Below are 19,247 nucleotides of genomic sequence, written 5' to 3' on the forward strand. Positions count from 1 at the left end.
CACTGGCCTTTCCCCCTCTTCTGGCTCTAAAGCATCCCTATGAGCGCCATCGACAATCTTCCCCCCTTGCGCGAGGTTATCGCGTCCCACCAGCTGTCTGCCCGCAAATCCCTGGGGCAGAATTTCCTGTTGGATCTTAATCTGACCGCCAAAATCGCGCGGCAGGCCGGGGATCTGTCGAATTGTGATGTGTTAGAGATCGGCCCCGGCCCCGGTGGCCTGACGCGTGGGCTGCTGTCCGAAGGCGCGCGCAAAGTCCTTGCCCTGGAAAAAGACACACGCTGCATGCCCGCCCTGCAAGAGATCGCGGAGGCCTATCCCGGTCGGCTTGAGGTGATCAACGGTGATGCACTGGAGATCGACCCGCTCGAACATCTCACGCCCCCTGTCCGCATCGCGGCCAACCTGCCATACAACGTGGGAACCGAGCTTTTGGTCCGCTGGTTGACCCCGCCCACATGGCCCCCCTTCTGGCAAAGTTTGACGCTGATGTTTCAGCGCGAGGTTGCAGAGCGCATCGTTGCGCAGCCAGGGTCCAAGGCCTATGGCCGACTTGCCATTCTGGCGCAATGGCGGTCAGAGGCGCGGATCGTCCTGTCGCTGCCGCCCGGTGCCTTTACGCCACCCCCCAAAGTATCGAGCGCAGTTGTCCATCTGACAGCGCTGCCCGAGCCGCGCTTTCCAGCCAATGCCGCCATTCTCAGCCGCGTTGTCGCCGCTGCCTTCAACCAGCGCCGCAAAATGCTGCGGGCCGCGCTCAAGGGTGTGACACCAGGGATCGAAGATCACCTGCTTGCTGCAGGCATCAAACCGACCGAACGCGCGGAACAGGTGTCTCTCGAAGCCTTCTGCGCCTTGGCACGCGAGATTGAAAAGGCGTGACAAGCGAACCTGAGGTTCGCACCACAAACCTCTGATAAAACACAATTAGATAGGAAAAAGATTCACCACACGAAGACGTGAGTTGAGTGTGATCACTCTTAATGTACCAATTGTTCCACCAATTAGGGAACTGATTGGTTTACTAAGGGAGGAACACATGAAACACCTGATACTTGGCGCCTTTTGTGCCTTGGCCATCGCCTTTGGCTCGACCACTGCTCAAGCCGAAAACTACACGGAAGAGGTTGTAAACTCGACCAGTCGCGGTCTGGCAATGGACGGTTTCGATCCGGTCGCCTATTTCGCGCAAGGCAAACCTGCCAAAGGCGATCAGGCCTATCGTGCAGATCACAAGGGTCGCACTTGGCTCTTTGCCAGCGCTGAGAACCGCGACACTTTTCTTACGTCACCTGACAGCTATGCACCGCAAAACAACGGTTGGTGTGCCTGGGCTGTCGCACATGGCTATGCCGCCGAAGTTGATTTCATCGACGGTTGGTTTATCGCCGACGATAAGCTGTACGTGACCTGGTCGGCCGACGTCAAAGAGCGTTTCCTGAAAGACAAAGACAATCTTCTGGCCCAATCCAAGGCCAATTGGGACACCGTCCACAACGGCCTGCAGGATGGAACGGTCAAATTCGTTGCCCACTCTCAGCGCCCCGCCTTGGGTTTTGTGCACCCGCAGCAACTGCCGGAAAGCTGACGTATGCGGGGCGATTGCCTGTGCTCCCGAACACACCTAAGCTCGCCCCGAAACCGCGCCCGTCCTCATTGGTCGGGCGCAACTTGCCTGAACGAGACATAAGATGAGCCGACCCAGACAATTTGATGAAACCGACGCCATCGAAGGCGCGATGATCATCTTTTGGAAACGCGGTTATGCGGGCACGAACATGCCCGACCTGCTGGACGCCATGTCACTCACTCGGGGGTCTTTTTACAAGGCGTTCGAAGACAAGCATTCCGTCTATCTACGGGCGCTGGATCACTATGACGACACGCGCATGGCCCGGGCGTTGAACCAGATGGCTGACCCAGCAACCGGTGGCGCACGCGAACGTTTGCTCAGTTTTTTCCTTCGCACCGAATATCACGCGGCCAAACCCGCCCGCAAAGTCGGGTGTTTTCTATGCAACGCCCTGGTGGAAATGGCCCCGTTTGACGAGATTTGCGCCACCCGCTGCGCTGAGATCTCGGCGCGTCTACATCAAGCGCTGTCGTCGGTGCTACTCGAGATGATGCCCGAGAGCGATCCTGCCGTGATCAAGCGCAAGGCTACGGCGCTGCAACGGCTCTACCTTGGCTCTCACGCCATGGGGCGTATGGGGGCATCTTTTGACGAATGGTCGCAGATGCTTGACGAAATCGTCTAAGGGCTGGCCTATTGACGCAATCTGCGGTGCCGCGCCGCGCGCAGCGCGGCGCTCGGCCCAACGGGAGGAGGTTTTTCGCTCGAAAAATCGACGACGGACGGGAGCACCCCGCCCACTCCAAACCCATGCCCCCGAAACGGCTGACGCCCCAAAGCTGCAGGCTTCGGGGCGTCAGATCAATCTTTGTCCATGCAAAAGGCGCGGGTTACTCGGCGGCCTCTGGCGCGTCGCCGGACGGGGCAGGATCTGCCGGTGCATCTGCCGCAGGCTCTGCCTTGGGCTTGCGCGGCGCGCGTGGGCGGCGCGGCTTTTTCGGTTTGGCCTCGGCCGCCTCATCCTTGGGCTTGCTTTCAGGCGTCTCGACCAACCCGTTGTCATCTTCGCGGCCACTGTCGCCCATATCCAACACGTCAGGCTGCGGCGCGTTCGCCGGGTCCTGCGAAGAGGCCTCGGGAGCCGCGGCTTCGCGTTCCTGACGCTCGGCCCGTTCCGCGCGTTCGCGGTCACGTTCGGCCTGACGTTCGCGGTTTTGACGTTCCTGCTCTTCGCGGCGGGCTTCCTGCTCTCGCTGTGCCTCGCTCAGCAGGCGCAGGTAGTGTTCCGCATGCTGTTGAAAGTTTTCAGTCGCAACCCGGTCGTTGCTCAACTGCGCGTCACGCGCCAGTTGGTTGTACTTGTCGATAATCTGCTGCGGCGTGCCGCGCACCTTGCCTTCGGGGCCCGAGCTGTCAAACACGCGATTGACGACGTTGCCACCAGAGGGCCGGTTGCGGTTGTTCTTGGACCGCGAGCGGGATTTGGAAGATCTCATCTTACTTTACGTCAGCCTTGTCATTACCTGTCGATTGTCCCGTTTGACGCCTCTTGCGTTCATCTACCGCCGGGAGATCGACTATTTTGGGCTTGGTGTCCGGCGTGAGCTGCAAAGCATCAACCGCCGCGACACCTCTGAGTAAACATGTCCTGCGGGTTCACACAAGGGGTTGCTGGCATTTTTTGCGGGTTTTTCACGATGATTGGCACATTTCAGCCGCATCTTCGGACTTCAGGTGATTGATCGTCCACCAACAACCCTGTCGCGACCGTCCAGATCCTGCATCACGGTGACGTCCACCAACCCTGCCTGCCGAAACATATCCGAAACCGCTTGCCCCTGCGTAGGCCCGATCTCGACCAATACCCGCCCACCCGGCGCCAGATGATCGCTCATTCGGGCCGAGATTTTGCGATAGGCCTGCAGCCCATCACCATAGTCGGTCAGCGCCATTTCCGGTTCATGTTCGCGGACCTCGACGTCCAGTCCCGGCATTTCGTCCAATGCGATATATGGCGGGTTCGACACGATCAGGTCATAGGTGCCGCGAACAGCCTCGAACCAGTCCGAGCAGATGATCTCTGCCCGCGCCTCGACCCGGTGCAGAATCGCATTGGCGCTGGCTTGCAAACAGGCGGCCTCACTCAAGTCAGAGCCAAGGCCCTTTGCTGTCGGCATTTCTGCCAACAGAGTGACCAGAATACACCCCGATCCCACGCCCAAATCCAGCACCCGGTCGAACGGCTGCGCCAGCGCCGCCTCGATCAGAGTTTCGGTTTCCGGTCTAGGATCAAGCACTTCGCCGCTGACCTTGAAGCGGCGACCGTAGAATTCACGCTCCCCCAGCAGATGCGAAACCGGCACCCGTATGGCCCGCAAGGCAATCAATTGATCATAGCGCTCGCCGATATCCGGATCCAATTCCTCGGGCGCGATCAGGGTCACGCGGCTGGCCTCGATTCGCGCTGCATGCGCCAACAGAACACGCGCGTCGCGAGCCGGATCGGGCACCCCTGCTGCCCTAAGGCGGGCAGTTGCGGCCACCATGGCCTGGGCGGCTGTTGGTGCTTCGGTCACTGGCCCATCTCGGCCAGCATGCGGGCCTGATCGTCAGCGGTCAGCGCGTCGATCACCTCGTCCAGATCCCCCTGCATCACCTGATCGAGCTTGTAGAGCGTCAGGTTGATGCGGTGATCGGTCATCCGGCCTTGCGGAAAATTGTAGGTACGGATGCGTTCCGAACGATCGCCCGAACCCACCTGACTGGCGCGGTCAGCAGATCGTTCGCTGTCGATCCGCTGACGTTCCTGATCATAGAGCCGTGTTTTCAGCACCTGCATCGCGATCTCGCGGTTGCGATGTTGGGACTTCTCGGAACTGGTGACGACGATGCCCGAGGGGATATGGGTGATCCGCACCGCCGAATCGGTGGTGTTGACGTGCTGCCCCCCGGCGCCCGAGCTACGCATGGTGTCGATGCGGATGTCATTTGCGTCGATCTGAATGTCCACGTCCTCGGCCTCGGGCAGAACCGCAACCGTTGCCGCCGAGGTGTGAATGCGCCCGCCGCTTTCGGTTGTGGGCACCCGCTGCACGCGGTGCACGCCGGATTCGTACTTCATCCGGGCAAAGACCCCCTCGCCCTTGATGTGCGCCACAACCTCTTTGATACCGCCCAGTTCGGTGGCCTGCTCTTCGATGATGTCGAATTTCCACCCACGCGCCTCGGCGTGACGCTGGTACATCCGCAACAGATCCCCGGCAAAAAGCGCCGCCTCATCCCCGCCCGTGCCGGGGCGGATTTCCAGCATGGCCGGGCGTGCATCGGCGGCGTCCTTGGGCAAGAGCGTCAACTGCAAGGCGTGTTCCGCCACGGGCAGTTGCTCTTTCAGCGTCGGGATCTCCTCTTCCGCCAGCTCGCGCATGTCGGGGTCATCCAGCATCGCCTCGGCCTCTGCCAGGTCAGCGTTCAGCTGACGCCAGGCGGCAATCTGCTCGACCACGGGTTTGAGGTCGGAATACTCCTTGGCCAATGCAGCGATATCACCACCCGCAGCGCCATCGGCCATCGCGGCCTCAAGAAATTGAAACCGTTGCGTGATTTGTTCTAGGCGATCTTCAGGAACCATTTGGCGGGTGTCCGATATCACAGCGCGTTGGTCAAGGGGCAAGCCTGTGATAGACTTTAACCATGACCCGTATTTTCATGTTGATCTTGGCCCTGAGCTCTCCTGTCGCCGCCGATGTTGTCGGACCGGGCGGCAAGGTGCAGGACTGCTATTGTACCGACCAATCCGGCTCTCGGATCGAGCTGGGGGAAACCATCTGCCTGCAGGTCGATGGCCGCATGTTCATGGCGCAATGCCAGATGTCGCTGAACGTACCGATGTGGCGCGAAGTGCAAGAGGGCTGTTTGTCGTCTCAGGCCAATCCGCCACAGATGTCACCCGCACCCTGGGCCAAGGCCGGTTGATCAAAGGCGATCCCAGGCCGTCAGGTTGAGCTTTCTTTGTTTCATGTAGAAATACCCGGCCATCATAAGACCAAACAGAACTCCAGCAAAAAGACTGGTCGCGATCATCATGTGCGGATGCAGGTCAGTGTGGCGCCAAGCCGCGAAATACATCAGAGCGCCCCAAACCGGGCCGAAGTAGGCAGCAGTGCCCACGAAGTTGCGCAGAAACGACCGATAAAGCGGTGGTATGGGTTCAAACCCAAGCTTTTGAAACAGCCGAAACAGCCAGGGCAATCTGGTGTGTCTTTCAGCCCCTCTGACACGCAATTCCTGTTGGGACCTATCCAGTTTCCGCTGATTAGGCGTTTTCAACCAGTGCCACCTTCTTGTGTCTACGGCCGAAAACTGACCTAGTTCGCGGAGCTTGGCAACTGCCGCAGCCAGCCGTCAACCCGCTTGCGATTGACCCCCATGTCCGAGCGGCCAAAGCGCAGGCGACCATAGATGCGCAGGGTGTCACCATCCTGTTGCGCAGTGGTGTAATCGGGAAAGCCCATGACCTTGGTGCGCGAGATATAGGTGACCATCCCTTCGTCAACCGACCCGGCCAGAACGCGGGTTGTGGCATCTGCCTGAACAATCGTATTGAACTTCTTCAGTCCAAGCTGGCCTGCCTGTACAACACGCACAACGCCGCCTTTCAGGTCCTTGTCGGCGTCACCCTTGGGCGCGACATGCCAACGAACCGGATCGCTGGGGGCAAGACGAATGAACGCCACGCCAAGGATCATCAGTGTCAGCAGTACCCAAGCAACAGTCATCGCGCGTCTCATTCATGGTCCAGATCAACAGGTTCCCGAAACACTAGGGCACAATCGGCACCAAAACACGCCTATCGTGACGTCACCCCCGGCAGCACACAGAGCAATTCGTACAAGAGATTGGCTGCCGTCAGCGCCGTATTTCCCGACGTGTCATAAGGCGGAGAAACCTCGACAAGGTCGCAGCCGACGATGTTGAGACCTTTCAAGGCATGGATCAATTCCAACGCCTGCGGTGTTGTCAGCCCGCCAATTTCGGGTGTTCCCGTACCAGGGGCATAAGCCGGATCCAAGCTGTCGATGTCATAGGTCACATATACCGGGCGGTCACCGATGTCGCGTCGGATCTCGGCGCCCAAGGGCGCCAGCGACCGGTGCCACAACTCATGCGCCGGGAAATGCTGGAACCCCCAACCCTGAGCCTCGGTGAAATCGGTGGCGGCATAGCCCGAGCCGCGGATACCGATCTGATAGGTCTTATCGGCTTGGATCAGTCCCTCTTCATAAGCGCGGCGGAACACGGTGCCATGGGTTTCACGCTCCCCAAACATCTCGTCGTTCACATCGGCATGGGCGTCGACATGGACCAGGGCCACCGGGCCATGTTTGCCCGCAATCGCGCGCAGGATCGGCAAGGTGATCGAATGATCGCCCCCCATTGCCACCGGGATCAGGTCGTGCGTCAGGATACCGTCATAGCTGTCTTTGATGATCTTCAGGCTTTCCGCCAGCGAAAAGGTGTTGATCGCCAGATCGCCAATGTCCGCAATTTGCAGACTGTCGAACGGCGCGGCACCCGTGGCCATGTTATAGGGGCGGATCATAGCACTTTCGGCCCTGATCTGCTTTGGCCCGAACCGTGTGCCCGACCGCCAGGACGTGCCCACATCCTGCGGAATGCCCAGAACCGCGACATCCAACCCGGCAAGGCTATCGGCCGTCGGCAGCCGCATGAATGTGTTGGGCCCGGAAAACCGCGCCAGATCATTGCCGCTGATGGGTTGGTTGAATTTGGTCATGGTCTCACCTGTGCTTTGCTGCTTCCCTAGCGCAACCTATGCGTGCTGTGCCAGCGGTTTATGCGCACCTATTTGGTCAATTTGTTCCAACCCAGCAGACAGATGATCTGTGTCGCCACATGAGCCCCCGCAATCGCTGTCGCCCCGGATGTGTCATAGGGTGGAGAGACCTCGACCACATCGCCGCCCTTGATGTTGATCCCGGCAATGTCACGCAGGATGATCGACGCCTGGATCGAGGTGATCCCACCCCAGACCGGCGTTCCGGTGCCAGGGGCAAAGGCCGGGTCGAGCCCGTCAATATCGAAACTCAGATAGACGGGATTATCGCCCAGGATGTTTTTGATCTTCTCCGCCACAGCTGCCGGGCCACTCTCATAAACCTCGCGCGCGTCGATGATATTGACGCCAAGCGTATCCTCGTTGTGGGTGCGAATGCCCACCTGAACCGAGCGTTTGGGGTCCACGATCCCCGACTTCACAGCCTTGTAGAACATGGTGCCATGATCGACGCGGTCCATGTCGTCATCCGCCCAGGTGTCGGTATGCGCATCGAATTGCAACAGTGACATCGGTCCGTATTTCTCGGCATAGGCCTTCAGGATCGGAAAGCTGATGTAGTGATCCCCGCCCAAGGTGACCGAGGCGACGTCTTCCTTCAGGATCCCCCGGATGTGATCGGTCAACGTGCCGGGAAAGGCTGGTACATTGGCGTAATCATAGGCCATGTCGCCATAATCCACGATCGCCAGCTCGCTGAGCGCATCAAAGGGCCAGCCATAGGGCGCGTCGGGCGATTGCAACGCGCTTGCCTCGCGGATCGCGCGTGGCCCCAGGCGGGTGCCGGGGCGGTTGGTCACGGCCTGGTCAAACGGCACGCCCGTGACTGCGATATCAACTCCGGTCAGATCTTTGGTGTAAAGGCGTCGCAGAAACGACGTCGCCCCCCCAAAGGTGTTCTCAAAGGACAGGCCTTTGAGGTCTGGGTTGGTGAACGCCTCGTCCACTTGGGTTTTTGCATCTTCCAAAGCCATGATCTGACGCCCTTTTGAGTGTCGGGGTGGGTGGGCGGGCGACGCTCAAAAGGGCGTCACCCCGCATCTCTTACTGGGAAACCGGCTGCGCCTTTTCCACGATCCGGGCAAAGAACGACGCCCCGATGGGCGCCACCTCGTCGTTGAAATTGTACTTGGGGTGATGCAGCCCTGCGCTCGCCCCCTGCCCTAGAAACAGATAGGCTCCGGGCCGCACATTCAGCATATAGGAAAAGTCCTCGGCCCCCATTTCGCGGCCTGCATCGGCAACAACCTTGCCTTCGCCCACAACCTCGCGCGCGACATCCGCCGCAAATCCGGCCTTACCCGCATCGTTGATCGTCGCGGGATAGCCAACCTCATAGACCAGCTCGGCCTCGACGCCATAGCTCGTAGCCTGCCCGGCCACGATCTGTTCCATCCGTTCCATGACCATCTTCTGCACAGCAGGGTCAAAGGTCCGCACAGTCCCGTTGATATAAGCGGTATCCGGGATCACATTGTCGACCGTTCCGGTGTGGATCTGCGTGACGGACACGACCAGATCGTCCAGCGCATAGTGGTTCCGGCTCACAATCGTCTGGATCGCCTGCGCAATTCCACAGGCCGCCATCACGGGATCGCGGGTCTCATGCGGCATCGCCCCGTGACCGCCCTTGCCCTGGATGTGGATGTCAAACGTATCCACCGCCGCCATGATCGGTCCCGGCGTGGTAAAGAACGTCCCCTCTTCGGTCCCCGGCGCGTTGTGCAGCGCATAGACTTGGTTGATCGAGAACCGTTCCATGATGCCCTCTTGCACCATGACATCCGCGCCACCCCCAGCCTCTTCGCCCGGCTGAAAGATCAGCGCCACCCGGCCCGCAAAATTACGCGTCTCTGCCAGATACCGCGCCGCGCCCAGCAACATCGTGGTGTGCCCATCATGGCCACAGGCATGCATCTTGCCAGGATGGGTCGAAGCATAGTCCAACCCCGTCTCCTCGCTCATCGGCAGCGCATCCATGTCCGCGCGCAACCCAATCGTCGGCCCCGGCCCGCGCCCTTCGATGATCGCCACGATCCCTGTCTCGGCGATCCCTTCGTACAACTCGTTCACCCCGAACTCCCGCAGACGCTCGGCCACAAAGGCGGCGGTCTGGTGGCACTCCAGCTCCAATTCGGGGATGGTATGCAAATGCTGACGCCAGGTCGCCATGTCTTCGGCAAAGTCGGCGATGCGGTTCACGATGGGCATATGGTCTGGACTCCTGAGGTAAGGTGCGGAATGGATGCATCTGACACCGGAATGAAAGCCGCCGCAATGCCCGAAAACCCTCTGATCAACGACCCTGACGCCGGGATAGAACGCCTGCTCGAAATCATGCGCCGCCTGCGCGACCCCGAAACCGGCTGTCCTTGGGACGTTGAGCAGGATTTTGCCACCATCGCCCCCTATACCATCGAAGAGGCCTATGAGGTCGCCGACGCGATCGAACGCGAAGCCTGGGATGAGCTCAAGGGAGAGTTGGGTGATCTCCTGTTCCAATCGGTGTTTCACGCCCAGTTGGCGCAAGAGGCGGGCCATTTCACATTCCAGGACGTGGTGCGCACCATGTCCGACAAAATGGTCAGCCGTCATCCGCATGTCTTTGGAGATCAATCCAACGCCAAATTCGCCGACCAGCAGACCGCCGACTGGGAGGCAATAAAGGCCGCCGAGCGCGCAGGCAAACAACAAAAAGGCGCACTCGATGGTGTCGCCCCCAACCTGCCCGCGCTTTTGCGCGCATTGAAACTTCAAAAACGCGCCGCCCGCGTCGGTTTCGACTGGCCCGACGCCAGCGACGTGCTGGCCAAGATCACCGAAGAGGCCGCGGAACTGGTCGAGGCGCGCGATAATCTGGACGCCGACGCGATGGAGGATGAGTTCGGCGATCTCCTGTTTGTCATGGTCAATCTTGGCCGCCACCTGGGCGTTGAACCCGAAACCGCACTGCGCCGCACAAACGCCAAATTCACCCGCCGGTTCGAAGCGGTCGAGGCCGAATTGACCAATCGCGGTAAAACCCCGCAAACCTCAACACTCGAAGAGATGGACGCCCTTTGGGATCTGGCCAAGGCCCGCGAAAAAAGCGCTCCATGATCCCTTCACCCTTTTTCAAATACTCCGGGGGAGTCGCAAAGCGACGGGGGCAGCGCCCCCAACCCCTCCCAACTTTCGGAGCACCACTATGACAGCGCGCAAAATCATCATAGACACCGATCCCGGCCAGGACGACGCGGTTGCCATCCTGCTTGCACTCGCCAGCCCCGAAGAGATCGACGTTCTGGGCGTCACTGCCGTGGCCGGCAACGTGCCTCTGCCACTGACCCAGAAAAACGCGCGCATCGTCTGTGAACTCGCCGGCAAAACGGACGTCCCCGTCTACGCAGGCTGCGACGCCCCCCTCAGCCGCAAGCTGGTCACTGCCGAACATGTGCACGGCAAAACCGGTCTTGACGGTCCTGTCCTGCCAGACCCCGACATGGCATTGACCGATGGCCACGCGGTGGATTTCATCATCGACACCCTAAGGTCGCACGACGCGGGCACTGTGACGCTCTGCCCGTTGGGGCCGTTGACCAACATCGCGAGCGCCTTTCAGAAAGCTCCCGACATCGTGGCTCGCGTTCAAGAGATTATCTTGATGGGCGGCGCCTACTTCGAGGTGGGCAACATCACGCCCGCGGCCGAGTTCAACATCTACGTCGATCCCGAAGCCGCTGATATCGTGTTCAAATCCGGCGTACCCATTGTGGTCATGCCGCTTGATGTCACGCACAAGGCTCTGGTCACCAAACCCCGCAACGACGCCTTCCGTGCTCTTGGCACCAAAGTGGGCATCGCCGTGGCCGAGATGACCGACTTCTTCGAGCGCTTCGACAAGGAAAAATACGGCTCCGAAGGCGCCCCGCTGCATGACCCCTGTGTCACCGCCTATCTGATCCGCCCCGAGCTGTTCACGGGTCGGCACATCAATGTCGAGATCGAAACCGGGTCCGAGCTGACCTTGGGCATGACTGTCGCCGATTGGTGGCGCGTCACTGATCGCGCACCCAATGCCATGTTCATGGGCGATCTGGACGCCGACGGTTTCTTTGATCTGCTGACCGAGCGCCTGGCCCGGTTGTGAGCCTGATCGTCGCCCCCGACCCCAACTGGCCCGCCCAGGCCCAGGCCGAGGCTGATCGCTGGCGAGCACTTGATTTGCCGGGTTTGGTGACGATCCATCACATCGGTTCAACTTCGGTCTCCGGCCTGCCTGCCAAGCCGATCATCGACCTGCTGCCCGTTTTCGAAACAACAGACGCCTGCGACGCCGCCCAAACCCGGATCGAGACCCTTGGCTATGACTGGCTTGGCGCGTTTGGCCTGCCCGATCGTCGCTATGTCCGCATGGACGACCCCGAAACCGGCAAACGCCTGTTTCAGGCCCATTGCTATGCGCAAGGCTCTGCCGAGATCACCCGGCATCTGGTCTTTCGTGACGCGCTCAGGGACAACGCGCCCTTGCGCGCGGCCTATACCTCTGTCAAATCCCGATGTGCAGCTTTGCATCCCGGTGATCACCGGGCCTATGGCGCCTGCAAGGCGAATTGGATCGACAAGGCGGAAACCAAGGCCCTGGAGCACTATACATGAGCGCAGCCCTGCACCTCGCCCGCCCCGAAGACATCAAGCGCCTGCTGGCTCTTGTCGCCGCATTCCATGCCGAGGAAGGGTTGGAAAGCACGGACGAGGCCCGCTACGCTGCGCTGATGCCTCTGCTCGAGGGCATCCCGCACGGCTGCGTCTACCTGATCGGACCAGCCCGCGCGCCTTTGGGCTATGTCATCGTCACCTTTGGCTGGTCAGTCGAATTTGGCGGCATGGATGGCTTTGTCGACGAGATCTACATCCGTCCCGCCGTGCGCGGACGCGGTATTGCCACCGAAGTCCTGATCCAATTGCCCAAGGCACTCGCGGCGGCGGGCATGACTGCGCTGCATCTTGAGGTCGACCGCGAGAACGAGACAGCACAGCGGCTGTATACCCGCACCGGGTTTCGCCCCCGCGCGCGTTACATGCTGATGAGCAAGACGCTCTGACGGCGGAGCATCACTCATGGGTAAATTGGGGCGGGTTTTCCCCCTCTCCCTTATCGTCCCATCCTGCTAGAGACAGGCCTGTGACCCCTTGTGGCCACGCCCATTCAGTGGCCCGGCGAATTACCTCGTGCCGGGCCGCTGCATACCCCCAAAAGCAGCCGTTACAAAAACCGATAGTCCCTGAACGCCGCCGCCTCACCCACCTTGATGCCTGCTGCATCAATCAGCGGCCAGATGATCGCATTGCGGATCTCGAACCGTTTGCCGGTGGCTGACACGCGGATGCCTGCGTAATTCTCGATGAACCCCTTGGCGCGCATTTCGGCAAACATCGCATCCCGCTGCCCCCGTTCTGCAGGCTCTGCTGTGAGGCGTGAAGGTAAGGCGGTGAGGTCGTCCCAGCCTATCTCCCACAGCTCTTGCGCCGCCAGATTGCCATAGGTCAGCACCGGATCCGCAGCAGTATTATGCGACAGGATCGGGAATGGGGCGTGGTATAGAGCTTTGGCATCCGCACCTTCGAGCAAGGATCGCCCCGCAACCCCCTGAAAGCTCTCCATAAGCAAGCGCGCATGATCCGGCTGATAGTTGTTGATCCTTGATGGTTCCGTCATCATTATCCCTACCGAGAGTCTTATCGAGTTCCCCATTTGAAGCGATGGACTTTGATTTCCCACCCTTTATCCGTTCACGTATGACAACAACGATGTGACAAGCTCTTTACTACTTCCGGCAATCGACCTGCTTTGCTTCGCCCACATGACGTTCATGTCTCGAACTTGCAGGTTGCTTAACTTATAACCTATCAACGGTCCCGGCTCGTTCAAAATCCCTACCGCTAATTTTGGCGTCAAAGCGGTCCACAATTCAACGTCACCTGACAGCCAATTAGCTCGATTTTTCTGATGGAGTCTAAGAACTGGGTTGCTTGCGACGATAAATTGTTTCTTTCGGGTTCTCGGGGTGGCAATCGCCACTCTACCTTTAAAAAGCTCTTCCAAAATCTCTTTATTTTGGTGAGCCAACGCGCGCGCTCGAACGTTGTCTTTCCATTTCAAATCCTTAGCGGACTCTTGAAGATCCAAGTTAGATACAGTCTTCTCCAAAAAACTGCCCATGACATCGGGTGTTCGCAACATGTGGTTATAAAAGAACTGAACAAGATATCGTTTTTCTTCGGGCGCGAGGTCTCGTTTTCGTCGTCCAGTAAAGTACCCAGCCAAATTCGAAATAATTTTCGGGAGATGGTTTTCTATTTCCTTACTGAAGAAGGCTTCGACCGAATGATCTGCCACCAAACCGCCTGCATCTCGTCTCCAGATCGTGGCGGCATGATGTTCGAAAAACACCGATTTGACATTCCGGGGATCAACACCCTTCTGCGGCCTTTCTTTGTTGTAGAACCACAGCTGTTTACCTGAATGACAAAAGTTCCTGAGAATTGCCTTTGGAATGTAGTGTTGCTCTTTGTAATCAGACATCAAACCTCACAAAAAAAGGCCGGGGCAATTCCCGGCCTTTGCAAAGATAATTTCACCTCTACTTACTTCAAGATCGAGCGGCCCGCGTATTCTGCCGTTTCACCCAGCAGTTCCTCGATACGGATCAGTTGGTTGTATTTCGCCAACCGGTCCGAACGCGCCAGCGAGCCGGTTTTGATCTGGCCGCAGTTGGTGGCGACCGCTAGGTCGGCGATGGTGGCATCCTCGGTCTCGCCCGAGCGGTGCGACATCACGTTGGTGTAACGCGCACGGTGCGCCATATCGACGGCTTTCAGCGTTTCAGTCAGCGAACCGATCTGGTTCACCTTGACCAACATCGAGTTGGCAACGCCCTGCGCGATGCCATCGGCCAGACGCGCGGGGTTGGTCACGAACAGGTCGTCACCCACCAACTGCACCTTGTCGCCGATCTTGTCGGTCAGCAGTTTCCAGCCTTCCCAGTCGTCCTCGTCCATGCCGTCCTCGATCGAGATGATCGGGTAGTCGGCGCAGAGGTCTGCCAAGTATTGCGCGTTCTCTTCCGAGGTCAGCGATTTGCCTTCGCCCTTCAGCTCGTACTTGCCGTCCTTGTAGTACTCGGACGAGGCACAATCGAGCGCCAGATAGATGTCTTCGCCCAGCTTGTAGCCCGCTTTTTCAACAGAGGTCTTGATGAAATCCAGCGCGTCGCGGGTCGAGGCGATGTTGGGGGCAAAGCCGCCCTCATCCCCGATACCGGTCGACAGGCCAGCAGCCGACAGCTCTTTTTTCAGGGTGTGAAAGACTTCGGCGCCCATGCGCACGGCTTCGCGGATGTTCGCGGCCGAAACGGGCATGATCATGAATTCCTGGATGTCGATCGGGTTGTCCGCATGCTCGCCGCCGTTGATGATGTTCATCATCGGCACCGGCAGAACGCGGGCCGAGGTGCCGCCCACGTAACGGAATAGCGGCTGGCCGGTGAATTCTGCGGCAGCCTTGGCCACCGCCATGGACACGCCCAGGATCGCGTTGGCGCCCAGGCGGGCTTTGTTTGCGGTGCCGTCGAGTTCGATCATCGCGGCGTCGATCGCGACTTGCTCGGTCGCGTCGAAACCCACCAGGTTTTCTGCGATTTCACCATTCACCGATGCCACGGCTTCCAGCACACCCTTGCCCAGGTAACGCTCCTTGTCGCCGTCGCGCTTTTCGACGGCCTCATGCGCGCCGGTCGATGCGCCCGAGGGCACAGCTGCGCGGCCCAAGGTGCCGTCTTCCAGGATCACGTCCACCTCGACCGTCGGGTTGCCCCGGCTGTCCAGAATTTCGCGCGCGTGAATGTCGATAATGGTGCTCATGATATCGTCCCAGTAGAGAAGCTTTGCGCGCCTCATACCGGGCAAAAGCCCATGATAAAAGGGGCTCTTAAGCCGCAGGGCGATGTTTGCGCTCACGCCAGATCGTATAGATGCCCGAGCCCACAATCACCGCCGCCCCTGCCAGCATCATTGCGTCGGGGCGTTCGTTGAAGACCACAAATCCCACGACCAGAGCAAAAATCATGCGCGAGTAGCGGAACGGGGTCACAAAGGACACTTCACCGATCCGCATGGCCGCCACGATCGCGTAATAGGCGGAAACACCCAGGCCTACGACCCCGACAAACAGGCCCCAGATCTGCGGTGTCGGTGCAACCCACGCCTGATCACTGAATTGCGACAGAATGAAAGCCGCCGGGATCAGCATCAGGAACGCCAGAAAGCTGAGCTGGAACGACGAGGTTTCAGCCGGGACCTTGCGGGTGGCCAGATCGCGGATCGCCAGGCCAACAACGCCCTGCACCGCAAAGAGCGAGCGGATATCGAACCCTTCGGTGCCGGGACGGATGACCAGCATGACCCCGGCAAAGCCCACCAGGATCGCTGACCACCGCCGCCAGCCAACGGGTTCATTCAAAAACAGCGCCGCCCCCAGGGTTACGGCCAGGGGCGTCGCCTGCAAAATGGCCGAAGCCTGCGAAATCGGCGTCAGCGCGATGGCGGTGACAAAGCCAAGCGTGCCGATGAGTTCGCCCAGATTGCGCAGCATCACCGGCGCGCTCAGATAGGCGCGGGTAAAAAGCGGCTGGCGTTTCATCAAGGTCAGCAGGGCAAAGACAAACGCACCCCCTGCCCCCAGCACCAGAATGATCTGCCAGGTGGCCATGGCATCCGCCATCAGCTTGATGAACATGTCTTCGAACGCAAAGCCAAGCATGGCCAGCGTCATCAATCCGGCGCCGCGCAGATTTTCCATTGTCAGGGGTCCCACAAAAAGGGTCGTGTACTGCGCAAGCCATGACGAATTCGGCAGCCCTGCGCAAGACGCAAACGTCTGTCCTTTTCATTCGCCGGTCTCTGACGGATACTTGGGCACGGGCAACGCCAAGGAGAGAGAGCAGCGCATGTCGAGGAACCTGCAGGGTGTCCTGTGGTCGATGGTGTCAGTGGCGCTGTTTTCCACGACGGCGGCCATGGCCAAGGTGGCGGTGACGGAATACCACGTGCTGCAGATCCTGTTCATTCGGCAGATCGTGGTGTTTCTGTCGGCCACCCCGCAAGTGATCCGCGATTTCCCAAACAGCCTGCGCACCCATCGGCCCGGCATTCATGCGATCCGCATTGCAGGCGCCTTTGTGGCGCTGACGGCCGGCATTTGGGCCGTAGCCGTGCTGCCGCTGGCCACGGCAGTGACGCTGACCTTTGCTCAGGTGTTCTTTCTGGCGCTGCTCGCCGCGTTCTTTTTGGGCGAAAACGTCGGTCGCCACCGTATCGCGGCCATTGGCGTGGGTTTCCTGGGTGTTCTCGTGGCCATGCGCCCCGGGCTGGACGGGTTCATCGACCCCTATGCCCTGATCCCGGTTGTGGGCGCCTTGGGTGCGGCCACGGCAGGTGTGTGCATCCGCAAGCTGTCGCAGACCGAAGATACCGCCACGCTTCTCATCTATCAGTCGTTCTTTGTGGGACTTCTGGCCGGTATTCCCTTGATCTGGCTGTGGCAGACGCCGGATATGGATGACCTGCTCTTCATGATTGCCCTTGGCGTCATCGCGACCATTGCCCAGTGGATCGGCGTGCAAGCGCTGCGGTTGGGCGAGGCCAGCATCATCGGCAATGTGCAATACATGAAGCTGATCTATGCCTCGGCGTTCGGGTTCTTCTTCTTTGCCGAAATTCCGGATGCGATGACCCTCTTGGGGGCCGCGATTATCATCGCGTCGTCGCTTTATATCTTTCACCGCGAGGCGGTGAACCGCGCGCGTGAGTGATCCACCCCCTGTCGTGATGCGTAACACGGATACCAAAGGGGAGAATGAACATGAACATGATCAAAGCCGCCCTACTGGCGGGTCTCATGGTGCCGGGACAGATGGCTCTGGCCGGTTATGCCAACAATTTCAAGGTTTATCCCATCGCCTCAAATGTGTTCGAGGTGGTCGTCAAAAGCGGCCGCGCACCGGGCGACTATTGGTGTGGTGCCGGAGACTATGTGATTTCACAATTGTCGCGCCCTTCGAACGAACGGATCTATGTCTGGCGTGGCCGTGGCGCCAGCATCGGTGAGCCGGGAAAAACATCCGTGCAATTCAGCCTGACCCCACCCCAACAAGGAGAGGTCAATTCCGCATCAAACACCGTTGATCTGGTCGGAAACGCGCTCAGCTCAGCGCAGGCATGGGCCTATTGCGCTGACCGGACAGTGCGCGATTAATCCTTGTTGCGCGGCACGCCGTAGAGTTCCAGCTTGTGACCGCGCAACTCATACCCAAGTTTGGCGGCGATCTTTTCCTGTAACGCCTCGATCTCGGGGTCGCAAAACTCGATCACCTCGCCCGAGTTCATGTCGATCAGGTGGTCATGATGATCGCGTTCGGCATCCTCGTAGCGCGCGCGACCATCGCCGAATTCCAGCCGCTCCAGTATGCCCGCCTCTTCGAACAGCTTGACCGTTCGATAGACCGTGGCGATCGAGATCGCGGAATCAAGCGCGCTGGCACGAGCATAGAGCTCTTCGACGTCCGGATGATCGTCGCTTTCCTGCAAAACCTTGGCGATCACACGGCGCTGACCGGTCATGCGCAGCCCTTTGGCTTCGCAACGCGAGATAATTGTGTCCGGCATGTGTGCGGCCCCCAAAGGTCAAGTGGTTTTCCGGTTTAAGCCATAACAGGCCACAGGAAAACCGGAAATCGCGCCATATTGCTGACGAAAACGCCATCTAGTCTGCATGCACAACAAAAGAGCAGTCGGACGTGGTGATATGGAATATCTATTGGGGATCTGGGTTGATCTGTGGGATGCCAGTTTTGGCAACAAAAGCCGTCTGTGGCCGCTTTATCTGATCACGACGCTGGTGATTGCCGTGGCGCTGTATCGGCTGCGGGGCGAGCGGCAGCCGTTTCTGCAATGGCTGATGCCCAAGGCCGTCTGGCTGCACCCCTCGCATATCGTTGACCTCAAGGTTTTTGCCCTGTCTCGGCTTCTGACCGTGGCTGGTGCCTTCAATGTAATCGCGCTCAGCACCATTGTGGCGCCCCTTGTGGCGGCGCATCTGCCCTTGTCGCAACTGACCGACGCCCAACCGCACCCCTTCGTTATCGCAGCACTTTTGTTGGTTGTCAGCGACTTTGCAACCTATTGGGTTCACCGTCTGCATCATGAGGTTCACATCCTCTGGCCGTTTCATTCGCTGCATCATTCGGCCGAGGTGATGACGCCGGTCACCGTCTACCGCAAACACCCCATCTATGACCTGACCAAATCCGTGATCCACGGCGCGATGATCGGCCTGACCCAAGGCGCGCTGCTGGCAATGTTCCCCGGTGGCGTGACCATGGGCATGCTCTTGGGTGTGAATGCGGGCTATCTGCTGTTCAATATGCTGGGCGCCAATTTCCGGCACACGCACATCTGGCTCAGCTATGGCCGGGTGATGGAACACATCCTGATCTCGCCCGCGCAACACCAGATCCACCATTCCATCGATCCTGCCCATCACAACACCAATTATGGCGAAGTTCTGGCGATCTGGGACTGGATGTTCGGCACGCTCTACGTTCCGCAGACGGCAGAGAAGCTGGAATTTGGTCTGGGTGATGCCCATGGCAACCGCCTGGCACAGCGCCACGACAGCTTGGCAGCGGCCCTTGTCGTGCCCGTCCGTGACAGCCTGCGCCAGATCCGCAAAAAGCTGCGCCGAAAAGGCGCCAAGCCCACTGTTACCCCGGCCGAGTGAAC

General features: G+C 59.4%; 24 protein-coding genes. 11 read left to right on the forward strand and 13 right to left on the reverse strand.

What is annotated here, in order from left to right; all coding sequences use genetic code 11:
- Positions 1-39: 39 nt before the first annotated feature.
- The 3 genes from rsmA to TRL7639_RS11340 all read left to right on the forward strand — a co-directional run bounded on the left by rsmA (position 40) and on the right by TRL7639_RS11340 (position 2,258).
- Entirely contained in the window at positions 40-882 is an 843-nt protein-coding gene (gene rsmA / locus TRL7639_RS11330; protein WP_085795770.1) for a 16S rRNA (adenine(1518)-N(6)/adenine(1519)-N(6))-dimethyltransferase RsmA, read from the forward strand.
- Between the two features lie 157 nt (positions 883-1,039).
- The gene (locus TRL7639_RS11335; RefSeq protein WP_085795771.1) at positions 1,040-1,588 is read left to right on the forward strand and encodes a YHS domain-containing (seleno)protein; all 549 of its coding nucleotides are present in this window, start codon (positions 1,040-1,042) and stop codon (positions 1,586-1,588) included.
- A 103-nt stretch (positions 1,589-1,691) separates the two neighbouring features.
- Positions 1,692-2,258 carry a TetR/AcrR family transcriptional regulator gene (locus tag TRL7639_RS11340; RefSeq protein ID WP_085795772.1) on the forward strand — a complete coding sequence of 189 codons (567 nt, stop codon included), beginning with the start codon at positions 1,692-1,694 and terminating at the stop codon, positions 2,256-2,258.
- Between the two features lie 205 nt (positions 2,259-2,463).
- Here TRL7639_RS11340 and TRL7639_RS11345 read toward each other — a convergent pair whose 3' ends face one another.
- The 3 genes from TRL7639_RS11345 to prfA form a co-directional block, all read right to left on the reverse strand.
- Positions 2,464-3,069 carry a DUF4167 domain-containing protein gene (locus tag TRL7639_RS11345; protein ID WP_085795773.1) on the reverse strand — a complete coding sequence of 202 codons (606 nt, stop codon included), beginning with the start codon at positions 3,067-3,069 and terminating at the stop codon, positions 2,464-2,466.
- A gap of 234 nt (positions 3,070-3,303) precedes the next feature.
- On the reverse strand, positions 3,304-4,119 hold the full coding sequence (gene prmC, locus TRL7639_RS11350) for a peptide chain release factor N(5)-glutamine methyltransferase (protein ID WP_085796388.1): 816 nt from the start codon (positions 4,117-4,119) through the stop codon (positions 3,304-3,306).
- A gap of 26 nt (positions 4,120-4,145) precedes the next feature.
- A complete protein-coding gene (gene prfA / locus TRL7639_RS11355) occupies positions 4,146-5,201 on the reverse strand; it encodes a peptide chain release factor 1 (RefSeq protein ID WP_085796389.1) in 1,056 nt (351 codons plus the stop codon).
- Between the two features lie 62 nt (positions 5,202-5,263).
- Here prfA and TRL7639_RS11360 point away from each other — a divergent pair, with 62 nt between their 5' ends.
- Positions 5,264-5,545, forward strand: coding sequence for a hypothetical protein (locus TRL7639_RS11360; protein WP_085795774.1), 282 nt, complete (start codon positions 5,264-5,266; stop codon positions 5,543-5,545).
- Here TRL7639_RS11360 and TRL7639_RS11365 read toward each other — a convergent pair whose 3' ends face one another.
- From TRL7639_RS11365 to TRL7639_RS11385, 5 genes are all read right to left on the reverse strand, one after another.
- Complete coding sequence (locus TRL7639_RS11365; protein ID WP_268875835.1) at positions 5,546-5,899, reverse strand: DUF6404 family protein; 354 nt, start codon at positions 5,897-5,899, stop codon at positions 5,546-5,548.
- A 38-nt stretch (positions 5,900-5,937) separates the two neighbouring features.
- Positions 5,938-6,348, reverse strand: coding sequence for a DUF1499 domain-containing protein (locus tag TRL7639_RS11370; protein ID WP_235820308.1), 411 nt, complete (start codon positions 6,346-6,348; stop codon positions 5,938-5,940).
- Positions 6,349-6,419: 71 nt separating this feature from the next.
- Positions 6,420-7,367, reverse strand: a complete 948-nt coding sequence (gene speB / locus TRL7639_RS11375; protein ID WP_085795777.1) for an agmatinase — start codon at positions 7,365-7,367, stop codon at positions 6,420-6,422.
- A 68-nt stretch (positions 7,368-7,435) separates the two neighbouring features.
- Positions 7,436-8,401 (reverse strand): agmatinase, encoded by a 966-nt coding sequence (speB, locus tag TRL7639_RS11380; protein ID WP_085795778.1) that lies wholly within the window; start codon positions 8,399-8,401, stop codon positions 7,436-7,438.
- A gap of 70 nt (positions 8,402-8,471) precedes the next feature.
- Positions 8,472-9,638: a M20 aminoacylase family protein gene (locus TRL7639_RS11385; RefSeq protein ID WP_085795779.1), complete on the reverse strand. Its 1,167-nt coding sequence runs from the start codon at positions 9,636-9,638 to the stop codon at positions 8,472-8,474.
- A gap of 66 nt (positions 9,639-9,704) precedes the next feature.
- Here TRL7639_RS11385 and mazG point away from each other — a divergent pair, with 66 nt between their 5' ends.
- From mazG to TRL7639_RS11405, 4 genes are all read left to right on the forward strand, one after another.
- Positions 9,705-10,526 (forward strand): nucleoside triphosphate pyrophosphohydrolase, encoded by an 822-nt coding sequence (gene mazG / locus TRL7639_RS11390; RefSeq protein ID WP_085796390.1) that lies wholly within the window; start codon positions 9,705-9,707, stop codon positions 10,524-10,526.
- 88 nt (positions 10,527-10,614) lie between these two features.
- Positions 10,615-11,556 (forward strand): nucleoside hydrolase, encoded by a 942-nt coding sequence (locus TRL7639_RS11395; protein ID WP_085795780.1) that lies wholly within the window; start codon positions 10,615-10,617, stop codon positions 11,554-11,556.
- Positions 11,553-12,065, forward strand: a complete 513-nt coding sequence (locus tag TRL7639_RS11400; RefSeq protein WP_085795781.1) for a GrpB family protein — start codon at positions 11,553-11,555, stop codon at positions 12,063-12,065. The genes TRL7639_RS11395 and TRL7639_RS11400 overlap by 4 nt, the downstream gene beginning before the upstream one ends.
- Positions 12,062-12,511 (forward strand): GNAT family N-acetyltransferase, encoded by a 450-nt coding sequence (locus TRL7639_RS11405; RefSeq protein WP_085795782.1) that lies wholly within the window; start codon positions 12,062-12,064, stop codon positions 12,509-12,511. The genes TRL7639_RS11400 and TRL7639_RS11405 overlap by 4 nt, the downstream gene beginning before the upstream one ends.
- A 161-nt stretch (positions 12,512-12,672) precedes the next feature.
- Here TRL7639_RS11405 and TRL7639_RS11410 read toward each other — a convergent pair whose 3' ends face one another.
- The 4 genes from TRL7639_RS11410 to TRL7639_RS11425 form a co-directional block, all read right to left on the reverse strand.
- The gene (locus TRL7639_RS11410; protein ID WP_085796391.1) at positions 12,673-13,125 is read right to left on the reverse strand and encodes an MEKHLA domain-containing protein; all 453 of its coding nucleotides are present in this window, start codon (positions 13,123-13,125) and stop codon (positions 12,673-12,675) included.
- A gap of 66 nt (positions 13,126-13,191) precedes the next feature.
- Positions 13,192-13,992, reverse strand: a complete 801-nt coding sequence (locus TRL7639_RS11415) for a DUF4238 domain-containing protein (protein ID WP_085795783.1) — start codon at positions 13,990-13,992, stop codon at positions 13,192-13,194.
- A gap of 62 nt (positions 13,993-14,054) precedes the next feature.
- The gene (gene eno, locus TRL7639_RS11420) at positions 14,055-15,329 is read right to left on the reverse strand and encodes a phosphopyruvate hydratase (protein ID WP_085795784.1); all 1,275 of its coding nucleotides are present in this window, start codon (positions 15,327-15,329) and stop codon (positions 14,055-14,057) included.
- Between the two features lie 67 nt (positions 15,330-15,396).
- On the reverse strand, positions 15,397-16,266 hold the full coding sequence (locus tag TRL7639_RS11425) for a DMT family transporter (RefSeq protein ID WP_085795785.1): 870 nt from the start codon (positions 16,264-16,266) through the stop codon (positions 15,397-15,399).
- Between the two features lie 148 nt (positions 16,267-16,414).
- Between TRL7639_RS11425 and TRL7639_RS11430 the strand changes: the two genes are divergently transcribed.
- Together TRL7639_RS11430 and TRL7639_RS11435 are read left to right on the forward strand one after the other, a co-directional pair.
- A complete protein-coding gene (locus TRL7639_RS11430; protein ID WP_085795786.1) occupies positions 16,415-17,278 on the forward strand; it encodes a DMT family transporter in 864 nt (287 codons plus the stop codon).
- 50 nt (positions 17,279-17,328) lie between these two features.
- Complete coding sequence (locus TRL7639_RS11435; protein ID WP_085795787.1) at positions 17,329-17,721, forward strand: hypothetical protein; 393 nt, start codon at positions 17,329-17,331, stop codon at positions 17,719-17,721.
- Here the strand turns inward: TRL7639_RS11435 and TRL7639_RS11440 are convergent.
- Positions 17,718-18,131, reverse strand: coding sequence for a Fur family transcriptional regulator (locus TRL7639_RS11440; protein WP_085795788.1), 414 nt, complete (start codon positions 18,129-18,131; stop codon positions 17,718-17,720). The genes TRL7639_RS11435 and TRL7639_RS11440 overlap by 4 nt on opposite strands.
- 139 nt (positions 18,132-18,270) lie before the next feature.
- Between TRL7639_RS11440 and TRL7639_RS11445 the strand changes: the two genes are divergently transcribed.
- The gene (locus TRL7639_RS11445; protein ID WP_165759800.1) at positions 18,271-19,245 is read left to right on the forward strand and encodes a sterol desaturase family protein; all 975 of its coding nucleotides are present in this window, start codon (positions 18,271-18,273) and stop codon (positions 19,243-19,245) included.
- Positions 19,246-19,247 lie beyond the last annotated feature (2 nt).

This window comes from Falsiruegeria litorea R37, assembly GCF_900172225.1.
In the GTDB taxonomy this organism is placed as follows: Bacteria; Pseudomonadota; Alphaproteobacteria; order Rhodobacterales; family Rhodobacteraceae; genus Falsiruegeria; species Falsiruegeria litorea.